Origin of the sequence: Bifidobacterium goeldii, from assembly GCF_003951095.1 — a bacterium.
Lineage (GTDB): Bacteria > Actinomycetota > Actinomycetes > Actinomycetales > Bifidobacteriaceae > Bifidobacterium > Bifidobacterium goeldii.
Map to the genome: position 1 here is coordinate 61,468 of NZ_QXGL01000005.1, position 15,641 is coordinate 77,108.

A 15,641-nucleotide genomic window follows, 5' to 3' on the forward strand; every position below is an offset into this window, starting at 1 on the left:
GGGTTATCCACATTTTTTCAGACATGTCCACAGTTATCCACAATGCTTTTTGGATATCTGTGGACATGTCTACAAACGGCGGTGTTGCAACGATTTTCAGCGTTGCTAAGTGGTACTATCAAGCAAGATTTCAACCAAGTTATCCACAGTTATCCACATGGGTGTGCATAACTCACAAATAGGTAATGCATGTCCATACGAATAGGAAAACTAGAAATTGTTGTTTTTTCAAGGAGGGGATAATGCAATCCGTTGGGCAGTCTGATTCCAATGCAATGGCTGGTATGGAATCTGCCTCAGAGACCATTCGCCGAATCTTCGGTGACAGCAGTTCCTCGCTCGGTGCGGAGATCATCGACGAAACAACGCGCTATCACGCCCTCCAAAATCAGGAGTTCCCGCGCCCCTCGCGTACGCGTTTGATCGCTGTCGCCAACCAGAAGGGCGGCGTTGGTAAAACCACCACCACAGTGAATGTTGCTTCGGCGTTGGCTGCACATGGTGCTCGCGTACTCGTCATCGATATGGACCCGCAGGGCAACGCGTCTACAGCGCTTGGTGTCTCTCATGGCACTAAAGATCCGTCAGTGTACGATGTGCTTGAAGGTCGACTGACTATTGCTCAGGCCAAGGTACAGTGCCCGCAGTTTGAGACCCTCGATGTTGTGCCAGCGTCTATCGATTTGTCTGGTGCAGAACTCGAAGTTGCTGATCTTGCCAACCGCAACGATCTACTCAATGAAGCACTGTCGGCGTTCCTCAACGAATCCGAAGAGCATTACGACTACGTGTTCATTGACTGCCCGCCGAGCCTCGGCTTGCTGGTGATCAACTCGATGTGCGCAGTCACTGAAATGCTCATTCCGATTCAGGCAGAGTATTACGCGCTGGAAGGTCTCGGTCAGCTCATCAACACAATTGGCTTGGTGCAGGAGCATTTCAACCCGAACCTGACCGTATCGACGATGCTGGTCACGATGTTCGATAAGCGTACGTTGCTCAGTCGCGAAGTGTACAACGAAGTGAAGAGTCACTATCCCTCCATCGTGCTGAATACCACTATTCCGCGCACGGTGAAGATTTCCGAGGCTCCAAGTTTCGGTGAGTCCGTAATCAGCTACGATCCCCGCGGTATGGGAGCAATAGCATACGGTGAAGCAGCGCTGGAAATTGCGCGCCGCTCGCCATCCGTAATCGCCGCGATCGATGCGAAGAGGGGAGAGCACTGATATGGCCTCGAAGTCACGTTTAGGAAAAGGTCTTGGTGCTCTGTTCCCTGCGCTACCGGGCGAGCATGAGGCTGCTGACAAAGTTGAGTCGCAGCACGGTGCCGATGATCATCGCGTTGGTGCAACTGCATCAGCGGGGGAGAAGACGACCGCTACCAAGGTTGCTGCTACCCCTGCTACTCAGACTGCAGCGGCGAAGAAATCCGCTACGGTGAAGCCGGAGCCGACCGCAAAACCAGCTACCGCTACAAAGCTGGAGTCTCAGACCGCTGATGAGTCGTCGACAAATCAGCCGTATGTGGAACGCAAGCGTCCGGCCGTACCTGCAGTGCAAGATTCTGTGCCGGAGATGCATTCGCCGTTGACTGCGTCCTCCTCGCGCAAGTCTAAGCGCGCGTCGATGCCAGGTCTGGGAGACATCGCGCATCACCCGAGTGATATGTTCTTCGGTGCGCCTGCTGTGCCGACTGTATTGCCGGGCCTAGATGCGCACGATGCAGGTAGTAGTGCAGCAGCCGATAAGGTTGCGGATGCTACTGCTCCTGGCAGCAAGCCTGCTGCTCAGAAGAATGCCGTTGCCGCTCAGGGCAAGGGTACTTCGGCTCAGACTCGTAACAGCGAAGCTAAGGCTGATGATAAGGATAAGGAACCGGAGCTTAAACCAGTGGCAGGTGGCTACTTGGCTGAGCTCAAGGTGACCGATATCGTACCGAATGCGCAGCAGCCGCGTACGGTATTTGACGAGGATGAGCTGAACGAGCTGTCCGCGTCGATTAGCGAAGTTGGTGTGCTGCAGCCGATCGTTGTTCGGAAGAAGCCCGATGTTTCACGTGAAACATCGGCGACAAACGCAGACAAGACCGACTCCGCTGATGTTTCACGTGAAACATCTACAGCATCAGCATCGTCAGCACACTATGAGTTGATCATGGGTGAGCGCCGTTGGCGTGCATCTCAGCTGGCTGGCCTGACCACGATCCCTGCAATCGTGAAGACAACCACCGACGATGAGATGTTGCGCGACGCCTTGCTGGAAAACCTGCACCGCGTGGCACTGAATCCGTTGGAAGAAGCTGCTGCCTATCAGCAGATGATCGACGAATTTGGACTCACTCAGGCTGAACTGTCGAAGTCAATCTCCAAGTCTCGCCCGCAGATCGCGAACACGCTACGACTGCTGAACTTGCCTGCATCCGTGCAGAAGAAGGTTGCGGCTGGCGTACTGTCTGCCGGCCACGCTCGCGCACTACTGGCGTTGAACGACGAAAGTGAGATGGAGAAGCTCGCTACGCGCATTATTGGTGAAGGCCTGTCGGTACGCAGCGCCGAGGAGATCGTAGCGATGAAAAACGCTGAAAGCGATGCTCCGAAAAAGCCGCGCGCCAACAAAAACAATCCGTGGGCTGGCTCGCCGATTCTCAACAACCTAGAGAATCACTTTGACACTAAGGTGTCAATCAAGGGCACGCAGAAGCATGGCCGTATTGAAATTGTGTTCTCTTCCCCGGAGGATATGGATCGCATTCTTGGCTTGCTGATGCCGGCTGCAGATAAGCCCAAGTCAAATTGGGTGTGATAACCCGAGTATCAAATCTCAATCATTAACAGTAAAGGCCGCGACTCATGTACGAGTCGCGGCCTTTACTATAACGCGTTGAGCGATTGCAATCGTGGTTAGCAGATCAGCAATCAGCCCTCAGTCCTGCTGCTCAGCAAGATAATGTTGCGCGTCAAGTGCAGCGCGGCAGCCCATGCCAGCAGCGCTAATCGCTTGACGGTACACGCGGTCAACGCAGTCGCCGGCAGCGAAGACGCCAGGCACTGATGTGCGCGTGCTTGCGCCGTCTACCAACACATAACCGTCATCGTCCGTCGCTACCTGACCGTTGAGGAAATCCGTGGCAGGCACATGGCCAATCGCCACGAAAATACCGTTGGCAGGCAATGTTGAACGCTCACCGGTTACCGTGTTCTCAAGTTCGACGTATGCGGCAGAAGCGGGCTTGTTTGCCTGTGCAGCCGAGAGGGCACCGAGATTGAGTCCGATTGCAGGTGCTTGAGGAGTGGAAAGAGCCAGCGATGCGCCGCCGACAGTAAGCTTCGGGGTAGTGGTTCCTGCGTTGTTGACAGCTGCTGCTGGCGCTGGATCGGCGCTGGTGGCGTTCTCTTCATCATCGCCGCGTACCGCAGTGACGATCGTGTTGGTGAGCAGAGTGATCTTCGGATTCTGCTTCGCGCGGTCGACGAGAATCTGCGATGCGCGGAACTGATCACGACGATGAATGAGCGTCACCGAGGAACCAAATCGCGTGAGGAATTCAGCTTCACTAAGCGCGCTATCGCCGCCGCCGATGACCACAATCGGCTGGTCTTTGAAGAAGAAGCCATCGCAGGTGGCGCAGTAAGAGACACCGTGGCCAGAGAATTCTTCTTCGCCGGGCACACCGAGTTTACGGTAACGCGAACCGGTGGAAATAATCACCACGGGAGCTGCGTAACGTTCCCCATCGCTACACGTCATGGTTTTTACATCGCCGGCAAGATCAACGTCAACGACATCAACGTATTCGATAATCGCACCAAATGCTTCAGCTTGATCGCGCATACGGTCCATCAAATCCGGTCCGAGAATGCCCTCAGGGAAGCCAGGAAAATTCTCAACAGTGGTGGTGTTCACCAACTGCCCACCGGGCGTAAGCTCGCCAGCCAGCACGGTCGGCTTATAACCAGCGCGCGCCAAGTACAGCGCCGCAGTGTAACCGGCAGGGCCGGAGCCGATCACCAGCGCCTGCACGTGGTGCACGTCGTTATTGGCCTCATTCAACATAGCGGAATCATGTTCACTCATGCCCCTCACGATACCGACCCACACTGACCTCCACGCACATAGCGTTGGCCGGAGGCGAAAAGTGGCCTATAACCATGATGCCGAGTACAACAGGTGTACTCGGCATCACGCTACTATCTCAGCTCAGCTCAGATTTGTTTACCAGATTGCTCCCGAATGGTCTACGCCGTAGACGGCTTGCTCATGAGTGAACTTGCTATATTCAAGTTGCTCAATCAATTCATCTCGCGAAAAAGACATGAGCTTGAGATAGGACTGGGCTTTTTTAACGGCTTGCTCATTCCAATTGGCACCGCTCTGGTTCACACCATAGACAGCTTGTTCATGAGTAAACTTGCTGTACTCAAGTTGTTCAATGAGACCATCGTACGAAAATGCAGTGATTGTAAGATAGGACTTGGCCTTTTTAGCTGCTTGCTCATTCCAGTTAGCGCCACATCGATCTACAGCCCATGTCGCATCTGCGGTTGAGAACTTGCTGTACTCAAGTTGTTCAATAAGACTCTGATAAGAGAAAGAAGAAATACTCAAGTAGCTCTTTGCTTTTTTCAGTGCATTAACTTGTGATGTGGTTACGCGCAGGCCATACCAGCCAATGTTTTCGTTCCGCCATCCAAGCTGAATCAGCGAATCTCGTTCACCAGCTGACGAAGTGTAATTGTGTGAACCAGTCCGAGCATTGGGATTGTACTGACGGTACAAAGGTGATCCCTTGGCATCATCGGAGTACCAGCCGATACCTTCGTACCGCCAGCCAACGCGCACCAAATTATCGCGTTCTGAACCGCTCATCGTGTAATGATGATCGCCGGCATTCGGATTGTACATGCGATACACCGGCGTATTGGATTTAGCTGGCGCAATCCAACCCACGCCCTCATATCGCCAGCCCTGCCAGTCGAGAGTATCGCGCTCACCTTCGGAAGCCGTGTAAAAATGCTCTCCTGAATTCGGGTTATACAGGCGATACATCTCCTGCACGCCTTCGCTGGCCGCAAATGCAGTGGAAGGTGTTGCAACAACGATACCGGCGGACAGCATGGCCGCTGTAATGCCAATAGCGCAGTACTGGCGAATTTTCTGTGATAATGGGTTGCTCATAGTAACCTCCTTGATACTTCTTCATACTTCTCATTGAGATTCGTCGTCGAATCATCAATGCGCTTCAGTTATTTCCAGGGAGATGATGTTTCGTTGACAGTCCCACAGTCCCCTCAGCTGAGGGGACTGAGACTCTGTCATCATCGTTGCTGGTTAGGTTGCAGAACCAACGCCATCACGACGACAGCTGCATGATCCTTGCTACCACGCTCGGTATGGTGATATGCCCGCCAAGCGTTGACTCATACGTGATCGTGCCGTTTGACGTACCCCACAATTCGACGATATCGTCCTCGAGGAGTCGATTATCGTTACCAGTGCGAATATACGTTACGTAGATCACCTTGTTAGAATCCCAGCTGCCGTAATCAGTTTGTTCAACACTAATGCGATATTGCACTGAGAGTTCATCTTCCATGACCTGCACGATTTTGCCGCGGAAGTGAACTCGCTTGTACTTGTTGGCATCGGGATTCCTTGCGAGCTCTTCGTAAGAAATATCCTGCGTGCTGGCCTTGAACTGGTCATCCGACTCCTCGACGTTAACCGTAAAGGTAGCTTCATGACCCTTATATTCAACAGTGAATTCTTGGGTCTGACCAGCTTCAAGCGTGCCAGGATTCTTCACCGTGAACCCTCGCACATTATTCGTATGAGTATCGTCGCTATACACTACCGTGACATCAATGTCAGATTGATCATTGATTTCAGTGCCGGCCGTGGTCGGGCCGTTATATTCCGCTGAAATACTAGTGATGCTTTTTGGCTTTGGTGTCTCTTTGTTAGTATCAGTAGACTGCTCGCTCTGCGTGGAGGAATCACTGGCGGTTGTATCAGTCTGCGGTGCGGTCGTAGTATCTACAGGAGCTAGTGCAAATGCAATGCAGGTCAGTAGGATCATGCCAGCGAACACTGCTCCCACCAACGAGAGAATAAACTGCCAGATCTTGAGAGTGATGGTCTTCTTTGACCATTTATTCGGCGGCAGTGACATCGGCCCCTGCTGCTGAAGTGGCTCCTGACCTACCTCAGGTTGTGGCGCATATTGCCCGTATTGCGGCGCGTACTGCCCATACTGCGGTTGAGATTGTGGCTGCGGTTGAGACTCACTCAGTTGCGGGGGGGGGCTTGCATATCTGGCTGTGTCGGTTGCATCGGCTGCAACGGCTGCTGATTGTCTGGACTACTCATTGTCCTTCTCCTATCTCTTCTGTAGGGGGTTACTTCAGTTTATATGGTTCTTGAATGCTTGGGAGTGTATGACGCTATACAAGTTGATCTGATGTCAGAAGAACTCTTTGCCGAGAGCTACGCATACGGTGGGCCTGCTAACTCGATTGTTCTTGTCAGTGATCACTAGCAGCAACGCACATGAATAATCGCTGTACTTCTATTGTGTCTTTTTGCCCAAAAGACACAATAGAAGTACAATTTTTGCAATGCTGTATGGCATAGAGCGGTGAAAGGAACCATATGCAATATAAAAGCATTCGGCAAATGGTGCATATGAGCCAGTCCTCAGAACCACTGCAAGTTATCGCTGAGCGTGAATACCAGCAACGACTAGAAGGCTGGAGTACGTTCCGCTCTGGCATTGTTCTGCGTGGTCATGAATTATGTATCGTCAATTTTCGCGAACTTGCCACTATCGTCGATCATATTCGTGAACAAGAAAACGTAGTTATCGCCCTTTGGGAAAACCTTCCGCCTATCGCTCGGCGCGCATACATCATGGACCTCATTGGTGCAGAAATGCAAAGCACTAACAGTATCGAAGGTGTTCGCTCCACTCGTAAAGAGATCAGTGACGCGTTGAAGAGCGCAATAGATAACGGGCCGCATAAAAGGTTTAGCGAGTTTGCCAAACTGTTTCTTGCGCTCAGCGACAGTAATCCAGAGCATCTTGCTCTCCCGCACAGTCTGGAAGATATTCGTGCCATATACGATCAGGTGATCTCTGGCGAGCTTGAGGATGCTGACCTGCCAGATGGCGATCTGTTCCGCAACGGCCCTGTATACATTGACGATGAGGCCACTGGTCGACGCATTCATACCGGCATTACTCCGGAATCTGAGATTAAAGTACTCCTTACCCAATGGTTGACCTTCACCAGCAACTCAGATATGCCGTCATTGCTCAAGGCTGCAATGTGCCATTTTGCGTTTGAATATATCCACCCGTTTTACGACGGCAATGGCAGAACAGGAAGATTCTTGTTCGCAATGCAACTCAGGCGGCATTTGAGCGTGCCCACAGCCATTAGTCTCAGCCCCGTGATCTCAGATAGCAAAAATCGCTACTATAAGGCGTTTGAGGAAGCGCAACATCCATTGAACTGCTGCGACGTCAGTTTATTTGCTTATCAGATGATGAAATTCATAGCTGACGCTCAACGTCACATCATTGATGATCTATCCGAAAAGCGAGCATCGTTTGAACGTGCAAAAAGCGTTCTCTACACGTTCGGGCATGAGCACAACTGGAACGATGATCACATCAACATTATCGGCGTGCTGATTCAGGAGGAACTCTTTGGTGTACAACCTCACTGGGTTACGCGTCCGCAGTTGCGGGATGGTTTAGCGCTTGGCCGTAAACGAGTAAATACAGCGCTGGATGTACTGATTGCGGATAAAGCCATAACAACAGTGGGAGAGCGACCGGTTTACTATTCGCTGAGTGACAGCATGAGAAGCCTGCTCTTCGGCAAGGACTATGGATAACAACCCCAAATATGATTGTGGCCTCGTACGTGTGATACGTGCGAGGCCACAATCATACTGCCATTCGTATGGCTGTTGTACAGTCCGCGTTTACAGTACGCGCACCGTGATGATATCGGGGTTGTTGTTATCCACACCGATATCAGTGGGGGATAGAGCAGCAGACTTCGAACTCTTGGAATTCGAATCACTGTCACCAAACGGGACATTATTCAAATCAGACTTGTTGTACTGTTCATCCTTCAACGAATTACCGTTATCGGAACTGTTATTCAAGCTGAAATACGCCAAAACAAAAAGTCCAACCATCACCACAAGGGCGATAAGAATAACCGTAATCCTCACCGGCAAACTATTCCACAATGGCTTATCTGGCAGATGCGCTTCATCATCCATTTCAGCAGCATGCTGATGAACCTGCGTAGGCGCAAAACTTGGCGGCATCGTCGGCGGCAACGGCTCAATCGGCGTACCAGTCATACCAGGCAGCGACATCGCCGTCGTAGAATCCAGCGCATTCACAGCGTCGATATTCGCGTTCATGGCCGCAATATCCGCGCGCTGAATCGGCGCAGTCATACGACTACGACTCACCGGAACGCGCACCGGCGCCTGCGTTCCAGCAGCGTTCGGCAGCGGAGCACCGTGAGCGGCCGCTTCAGTAGCAGCATCCGTATGCGCCGCAAACGCTTCCAGCGCAGCCGGCGAATGCGTAGCATGCGCGCTCGCAGCCGATCCACGAGCCGGTACCGACGACGGCGGATATGCGGGCGGAATACTCGGCGGCATTACCGCACCGACCATAGCGCTACCAGCAGCCGCTCCAGGTACTCCTGCAGTACCAACCTGCGGCACCTCACCAGTACTACCAGCTACAACATTCGAAAAACCGCGACGCAGCGGCTCGCTCGCAGTGCCAGAACCGTCAGCGCTCACCGCACCAAACGGCGAATCCACTGGCATTTCAGCCAGCACATCAGCCCCCTCCGGAGCGGCAGAAGCAACACCCGCATCGGTCGCCGGCGGAATCAGCATCGTCTCATAGCCAGACGGGCCACCCGCATACGGCGCGCCAGCTGCCGGTACCGTTTGACCGTTTGCAGCCGGGGCAGCTCCAGCCAACTCTGCTTCAGTTGGTCGCGCTTGCGGGGCGCTGGTAGGCGGGAATGACATCGGTTGCGACGGTGGCGTAGTGATTGGCAGCGCATCATCAGCAACTTCAAACATGGTCTGCTCAGCAGAATTATCCTCAGCCGGCTCGCCATCCTTATGCCAAAACGACACAATGTGCCCCACCTTGGACTGCAACGCAGCCAGCGTACTGTTCGGAGCGGCAGTATCCGGTTCGGGCAGCGGTAGCGGCTGCTCAAACTTGTCAATCACAGGCAGCTCAGACGGTACATCGCCCGGCAATTGGCCAATAAACGCTTCCTGCAAGCGACGCTGCTCCTGCTCAAAGCGCGCTTCCGCGCCAGCAGTACGGCCCGCAGCAGAAATCGCCAAATCAGGCAGCTTTTGCGATACTGCAAAATCGTCAGGCAGCTCAACAATATCGTCGCCGCTCAAATCATTCATGCGCGCATCAACAATGGACGCAGTACCGGCAACAGCCGGCAGCGCAATGTCATGCTCTTGCAGCTTATTAAACGGAATCCACGAGCCCAACAACGCACTGAACTCTGCCAGCGACACCATGGGTACAGCGGTATTTCCATCAGTATCCTGCAAGCCAAGGCCACGCTTGCAAATCACCAAAAACTCCGGTGGCGTATCAGCCGGCAGTTTCGCCAAATCAAACGTCATATCAGGCGAGGATGGCGTGTGCGTGAGCAGCGCGTACAAAACAGCAGACAGCTGGCGAATCACATGCTCCTCATACGACGTGTTTTCCGTGCGCGCACTATTGCACACGTCAACCAGTGCGGAAACAATCGGCGTATCAGCAAGCTGAATGCCATCAATGCTGACACGAATCGTATCCGTGCTCAATGCAGTGTGCAACAGATTCGTATCAAGCAGCTCTTGCACTGCCTCAGTAGTCTGGCATAGCACCGAGCGAATAGCCTCAAAGCTTAAGAATTTGCCCGATTCGCCAGTCATATACTCGGTGAGCGATAGGCCAGCATCCTCTTCGGTAATCACCAGTGCAATATCGCCAACATGCTGCAATTGGAGCACGCGCGTGCAATACCGACTGTTAGCGAGCACGAGTGCGGAAGCAGCCGCGTTGACCTGCGGCAGAATCGATTCGTCGTTGATAATAAACATCTGGCAATCTTGTGCCAGCATACGATCGGTGACGATCCAAGCGCTGAGGCCAGTTTCCTCGCGCAGCGACGACACCAGCGTGTAGCGTCCGACGACGGTATCTCCCAGTTGCGGCTTCATGGTTCCTCTGTTTGTACGCGGCGCAGACCTGTGATGAATTGGCTGCGGCATGGCTGACATTGTAGTGGTGGGGATGGTCGTGCGAAGGGGGAGCGCTTGCGCATGATCAGCAAGCTCCGACGCCGCACCATCCGTGGGTGTTTGCGCTAACATAGATGGCTCGTCTACAGTGCCTGTAGCGGGGCTATCGGTACCGTTGTCATCGCTGGCAGCGTTGTCACTATTGCTAGCGTTGTCATCGGTGGATGGCGCAGCATCAGCCGGCGCGACCGTGCCAGTGGTACCCGCCGCAGGTGCAGGACCATCGCCACCGTTGTCGCCACCGTTGTCGCCACCGTCAGCGCCACCGTCAGCGCCACCAGCGCCGCCGTCAGCAGTGCCATCAGTACTCGCGCCACCATCAGTACCAGCAGCGTTCGCGCTGCTAGCACCTCTACGCCGTACGCGGTGCATTACCGAATCCACGAGATCCGTAAACTCACTGACGCGCAGCATCCACAACAGTGCCGCATACACGGCGGCCACAATAATCGTCAACACCGCGCAAATCACAATGGACTGAGCCCAATTCATATGCCCGCGCCCACCATCTACGCTGGCGCCCACCATATGCGTCACTAGTGGGTTAAACAGCAGTCCGCAGGCGCCTGCGCACACGCCAGCAATAGCTGCCTTCACGTGCATCGTCACAATCCGTCGGCCATCAAGCCGTCCGCCAAATCGACGCCGTAGCAACCAGAACACCCATGGGAATGTAATCACATACGACAAACTCAGCGACAGTGCAACCATCAGCACCCAGTCTTTTGGCTGAGTAAGTCGCAATGCCACCAGCAGCAGCGTCAACTGCACCGCGTTATCAACCGCAGAGAACAGGAACGGGCTCTTACCATCCTCATACGCGTAAAACGAGCGCTGTACCAGCAAGAACGCGCTCGTAGGCACCAAGCCAACCATGAGGCCGATAAGCGGCCCAGAGATCAACACAGCGCCATGCAGCGTCGCGGAAGGAATCAGCGCTTTGACCAGCGGCACCGGCATAGCCACCATCGCCGCAGTAAAGAAGATCATCGCCAAACCAGTAGTGCGCAGCGAAGAGCTCAAATCAGCGCGCGCATCGGCAATCCGCTGTTCGCTAATTGCGCGCGACAAGCGCGGGAACACTGCCGTCGTAATCGAAACAGCAATAATCGAATACGGCAGAATATAAATCGTGTACGCGTACTGGTAGCTCGCGTTACCCGCAATGCCATACAAGTCGCCACCCGCAGTTGGCGCGCCCGTGTTCACACGCGAGTTGACGATACCCATGAACTGGTTGAGCACCACCATCGCCATGCTCCACACAGCCACCTGGCCCATCGAGCGCAATCCCAAGCCATGCACGCCCCAACGTGGTCGATACCGCAAGCCAAGTCGGAACAGTGGCACGAACAAAATCAGCGCTTGGAAGGCAACGCCAGCAGTCCACGCGCCAGCGGTAAGCGCCACCTTGTCAGGCGTCCAAAACTCCATCGGCTGGCGGCCAGCATTACCAAACAGTGCAATAAACGCGCCAAAACCAATGCAGCTGACTACGTTCGCACCCACCGAACTCCACGCGTACGTGGCAAACCGGCCTTTTGCCGCCAGAATCTGCCCGAGCACGGTGTATAAGCCGTAGAAGAGAATCTGCGGCATGCACCACAGCGTGAACGCGTTCGCGAGCGCGCGCTGTGCTGGGTTCCAGCTCGAGTCCAGATACAGTGCGGTCAGCAGCGGTGTGCCAGCCATCATCAGCAGCGTGATCGCCAGCAGCAGCACGCCGGAGAGCGTGATGAGCTTGTTCAGACGATCTTCAGCGTCATCTTCTTTCAGCGTGCGCACGATCTGCGGCACAAGCACCGCGTTAAAAATGCCAGTAGACAGCAGATTAAAAATGACCTGAGGAATCTGTGCGCCAGCCTGATACGCGTTGGCCGCGATGCCGGTGGTGCCCAGCGCGCCAACCAAGAAAATCGTGCGGATCTGACCGGTTACACGAGAGGCGGCCGTTCCGCAGGCCATGATCAGCGAGTTGCGACCTACCGTAGTGCTCATTCGTCAGGGTCCTTCTTTCGATGGAATTGGCGCCACAATCCAAGTACGCCGAGAAGCAGGGAGAAGCCTATCATAAGGAACCCGCTCATATCACTGATGCGCAGCACGCTCGTAATCGACGTGTCTTGCGTAACGCCGAACGCCTTGTCGTTGCGATCTAACAAGTTGATATGCGCAGTTGTGCGTCCTGAAGTGGCAACACGAATCGTGAAGGTGACCTGCGTTTCGCCATGCGCGGGAACATCAGCCTCGGTGAAACGTGAGGTGACGATTTCCATCGAATCAGTGAGCGACGATACTTTGACGTGCACGGGGTACGGGTGATCGTTACTAATAGTCACCGGCATTTTCGCAGTTTCGCTGACCACGCTAATCGACTCGGTAGGCGTGATGCGCACGCCGGCAAGCATGCCTGAGCCCAGGCTCGTAGCGCCTTGAATCAGCCCTTCGCGTTCCTCATTGCCGGCTTGCTGTGACAGCGCGTGCAGTGCGAGCGTGGTGTGCGCGGCTCGCACGCGGCTCATCCACCGCTTGGCAGCCTTGGTGCTTGCGCTCGCTTCCGTAAGCACGGAGGAAGCAAATCGATCGATATCTTTGCGGCTGGCAGTCAGATCATGCAGCGTACTGTTCAGCGTTTGCGACCGCTTGGCGCTGAGTTTGCTGCTCTGCGGCACAGTTTTGAGCGCAGTATCACCGGTCTGATACGACTCTGCGTTGGCAAGCTGGTCCAGACTGGTCAGCTGCAGCCAAGACGACTGTTCGAGCGCGGTCATCAGCGTGTCAATCACTGCGGGGGAGGTGTTCTCACCAAAGCAAACCAGCAGGTTACGCGTGGTGTATGGCTGCTCCATTTGATAGAACGCGCTTTGCGCCACAAAACGCGCAATACGCCCGGCAGCACTCTGCTCGCTGTCGGCGTTGCTGCTGGTGGCTTTGCCCTTGGCGAGCTTGCCGAGTTCTTGCTGTTCGGCGAGCACGGTGACTTCGCCTGCATCGGTGGGCACTACGTATTTGCCGGTGTGCACGGTGGCGGTAGCGCTCGAATCGAAATCGTGCGCGGCGATCACCATGCCGTACCCCTGCTGTTTGGCGGCCGCGAGGGCTTGCAGTGTCCAGTCCCCGTTGCCTTGCCATGCGATGGTTGTGCCAGTGCTGGTAATGCCGTTGAGCGCGGATTGCGCGCTCCAATCGGCGGTGTTCACGCCTGCGTTCTCATAGCTGCTGGCGTCGTTTTTGGCAGCGTATGCGGTGATATCGAATCCTGCTGGCTGCATGACTGCGTTGACGCGCGTGGACTGGCCGGTAGCGAGCGCAAGCGCTGGATCGGCGACGACTTGCAGGCTCGCGTGCTTGGCGATGACCTGCTGCAGCTGCGTGAGTGTGCCGTTTTTCTTCGGCGTGGCTACGCCGGACGACGATGGTGCGGTGTTCGGCTGGGATTGCTGCGACTGCGACTGGGACTGGGACTGTGACTGCGACTGGGACTGTGCGGAATCGTTCGCAGAGTTTTGCGATTGCTGGTTTTGCTGACTGCCAGCAGATTCGCTGTTTGCTGAGCCTTCAGATGATGTGCTAGCCGAATCATTATTGTTCGCTGAGTGAGTAGCTGAACTATTGGCGTCAGCAGCGTTATCCGAGTCAGTATTCGTGTTGTTCGTGTCGGCTTTATTCTCGCCAGTGGTACTACCAGTGCTGCCACTGGTGTTGTTGGAGGATTTACTAGACGATTTGCCAGACGATTTCGATGAGCTTGACGTACTCGAGTTGTCGCTTTGCGATACGAGAGCGTCGATAGCGTCAGTGTTAGTCTGCCAAGTCGTGCTTGTCATTGGCGTTACCATCGTGATGTTCATCGCCGGCGTTGCCGCATTCGACAGTCCATCAGTGGAGCGCGTCAAAAAACTATGCAACTGGATTGGCTCTACATCGGCAGCATCAGTGTCATGCGCTGTGCTTGCGCTGGAATCGTTCGCATTAGGAATTCGCGGCCCATACGTAACCTGCAGCGGCTTCGGCCCCCACACCACAATTGCTTTCAACGCCGCACTATCCGCAGCCGCATCCACACTCACCGTCACCTTACCGCCGGCTGGAATTTGCGGAACATCAACCTGCCCAAGCACGGTTTTAGTAGGAATCGCAACATCGCCCTGCGCCCAATGCTGCATATCAGCGCGCGATACAAAAATATGCGTGGGATTATAGGCCACCGTAAGCGTACCCGCAGCGCGCGTAGTCTCCGTATTGTTGACGATCGTGGCGCTCAAGTGATAGCCGGAAGTAGCCGTGACTACCGCCGTTGACTGCGCAATCGACATCGTCACACCAGTGTGCTTGTCAGCAACGGTCGACGTACTCGCAGCATCGTCATCATCCACAGCGCTCACTGTCGAACCGCTAGTGTTGTTGGAATTGCCAGCTGCGATAGCGGCCGGCGCAACAACGCCAGCGCACGCCAAGCTCGCCATGCAGGCGACTGCGGCGAGAATAGCGACAACAACACGCCACAGAGGCGACGAGCACAACATATGCGCATGGTGCACGGTATGCACGCCGGGAGCGTGCCAGGATTTTCTCGAGGTCATCCCTGCTTCAATTTCCTTGCGTAGAGCCAAGCGATCTTGCGTTCATTAGGATAGCTGAGAACGTCATCCAAGTCATCGAAATTCACCCAGATCGCGTCCTCTGCCTCATGGTCAGGATCGCCGTCAACGGTTAGCTCGCCGCCAATCTGACGCAATGCGAAATGGTGAACGAGCTTATGCACGCGCTGGCTTGTTCCCGTAAACCAGTAGTCGATCGTGGCAATCGACTCAACCACTTCACCGAGAATGCCGGTTTCCTCGTGCACTTCGCGCACAGCAGTCTGCTGCGGCGTTTCACCTTTTTCAATATGCCCCTTAGGCAAGCACCATTCCAAGTGTCCGTTGCGCGAATGACGCGCGATAATCGCCACGCGGCCCTGTTCGTCGAACACCAGTCCGCCAGCGGAATATTCGCGCACTACTGGCAGTTCTTGCGCATCGAGTGACGCGAACGTTGTCGGACCATCGTTCGCTCGCCGAGGTGGCATCATTGCGGGAGTGGGCGCGGAAGGGTCGATCGGCACAACTTTACGTTGTTTTTTCGCCGATTTTGCCGGGCGTGGAGCCTGAGACGTATACAACAGCTTGTCGGGCGCCAGCGGATTTTGGGCATGGTCGTCCGCAGCATGCGCAAGCATGCGCGCGAGGTCTGCGGGCGTAATCATGTCTCCCACCTTACTCAACCCT

Annotated in this window: 9 protein-coding genes; 3 read left to right on the top strand and 6 right to left on the bottom strand. The window is 54.7% G+C overall.

Annotation, left to right across the window (positions count from 1 at the left end):
* Nucleotides 1–284: 284 nt before the first annotated feature.
* Together D2E25_RS07950 and D2E25_RS07955 are read left to right on the top strand one after the other, a co-directional pair.
* A complete protein-coding gene (locus tag D2E25_RS07950) occupies nucleotides 285–1,229 on the top strand; it encodes a ParA family protein (RefSeq protein ID WP_125981765.1) in 945 nt (314 codons plus the stop codon).
* Nucleotide 1,230: 1 nt separating this feature from the next.
* A complete protein-coding gene (locus D2E25_RS07955) occupies nucleotides 1,231–2,805 on the top strand; it encodes a ParB/RepB/Spo0J family partition protein (protein ID WP_125981608.1) in 1,575 nt (524 codons plus the stop codon).
* 120 nt (nucleotides 2,806–2,925) lie between these two features.
* Here the strand turns inward: D2E25_RS07955 and D2E25_RS07960 are convergent, their stop codons facing one another.
* From D2E25_RS07960 to D2E25_RS07970, 3 genes are all read right to left on the bottom strand, one after another.
* The gene (locus D2E25_RS07960) at nucleotides 2,926–4,032 is read right to left on the bottom strand and encodes an NAD(P)/FAD-dependent oxidoreductase (protein ID WP_420897342.1); all 1,107 of its coding nucleotides are present in this window, start codon (nucleotides 4,030–4,032) and stop codon (nucleotides 2,926–2,928) included.
* Nucleotides 4,033–4,215: 183 nt separating this feature from the next.
* Complete coding sequence (locus D2E25_RS07965; RefSeq protein WP_125981610.1) at nucleotides 4,216–5,178, bottom strand: Ltp family lipoprotein; 963 nt, start codon at nucleotides 5,176–5,178, stop codon at nucleotides 4,216–4,218.
* A 175-nt stretch (nucleotides 5,179–5,353) separates the two neighbouring features.
* Entirely contained in the window at nucleotides 5,354–6,172 is an 819-nt protein-coding gene (locus tag D2E25_RS07970; protein ID WP_125981612.1) for a hypothetical protein, read from the bottom strand.
* Between the two features lie 479 nt (nucleotides 6,173–6,651).
* Between D2E25_RS07970 and D2E25_RS07975 the strand changes: the two genes are divergently transcribed.
* Complete coding sequence (locus D2E25_RS07975; RefSeq protein WP_125981614.1) at nucleotides 6,652–7,902, top strand: Fic family protein; 1,251 nt, start codon at nucleotides 6,652–6,654, stop codon at nucleotides 7,900–7,902.
* Between the two features lie 90 nt (nucleotides 7,903–7,992).
* Here D2E25_RS07975 and D2E25_RS07980 read toward each other — a convergent pair whose 3' ends face one another.
* From D2E25_RS07980 to D2E25_RS07990, 3 genes are read right to left on the bottom strand one after another with little or no spacing between them, the layout of a single operon-like run.
* Complete coding sequence (locus D2E25_RS07980) at nucleotides 7,993–12,369, bottom strand: murein biosynthesis integral membrane protein MurJ (RefSeq protein ID WP_125981616.1); 4,377 nt, start codon at nucleotides 12,367–12,369, stop codon at nucleotides 7,993–7,995.
* Nucleotides 12,366–14,954 (bottom strand): DUF6049 family protein, encoded by a 2,589-nt coding sequence (locus tag D2E25_RS07985; protein ID WP_125981618.1) that lies wholly within the window; start codon nucleotides 14,952–14,954, stop codon nucleotides 12,366–12,368. The genes D2E25_RS07980 and D2E25_RS07985 overlap by 4 nt, the downstream gene beginning before the upstream one ends.
* Nucleotides 14,951–15,619 (bottom strand): NUDIX hydrolase, encoded by a 669-nt coding sequence (locus tag D2E25_RS07990; RefSeq protein WP_164514770.1) that lies wholly within the window; start codon nucleotides 15,617–15,619, stop codon nucleotides 14,951–14,953. The genes D2E25_RS07985 and D2E25_RS07990 overlap by 4 nt, the downstream gene beginning before the upstream one ends.
* Nucleotides 15,620–15,641: the final 22 nt, after the last annotated feature.

Coding starts and splice junctions, on each gene's coding strand:
- D2E25_RS07955 (WP_125981608.1), top strand. CDS start 1,231: ATGGCCTCGAAGTCACGTTTAGGAAAAGGTCTTGGTGCTCTGTTCCCT.
- D2E25_RS07975 (WP_125981614.1), top strand. CDS start 6,652: ATGCAATATAAAAGCATTCGGCAAATGGTGCATATGAGCCAGTCCTCA.
- D2E25_RS07965 (WP_125981610.1), bottom strand. CDS start 5,178: ATGAGCAACCCATTATCACAGAAAATTCGCCAGTACTGCGCTATTGGC.
- D2E25_RS07985 (WP_125981618.1), bottom strand. CDS start 14,954: ATGACCTCGAGAAAATCCTGGCACGCTCCCGGCGTGCATACCGTGCAC.
- D2E25_RS07970 (WP_125981612.1), bottom strand. CDS start 6,172: ATGTCACTGCCGCCGAATAAATGGTCAAAGAAGACCATCACTCTCAAG.
- D2E25_RS07950 (WP_125981765.1), top strand. CDS start 285: ATGGAATCTGCCTCAGAGACCATTCGCCGAATCTTCGGTGACAGCAGT.
- D2E25_RS07990 (WP_164514770.1), bottom strand. CDS start 15,619: ATGATTACGCCCGCAGACCTCGCGCGCATGCTTGCGCATGCTGCGGAC.
- D2E25_RS07980 (WP_125981616.1), bottom strand. CDS start 12,369: ATGAGCACTACGGTAGGTCGCAACTCGCTGATCATGGCCTGCGGAACG.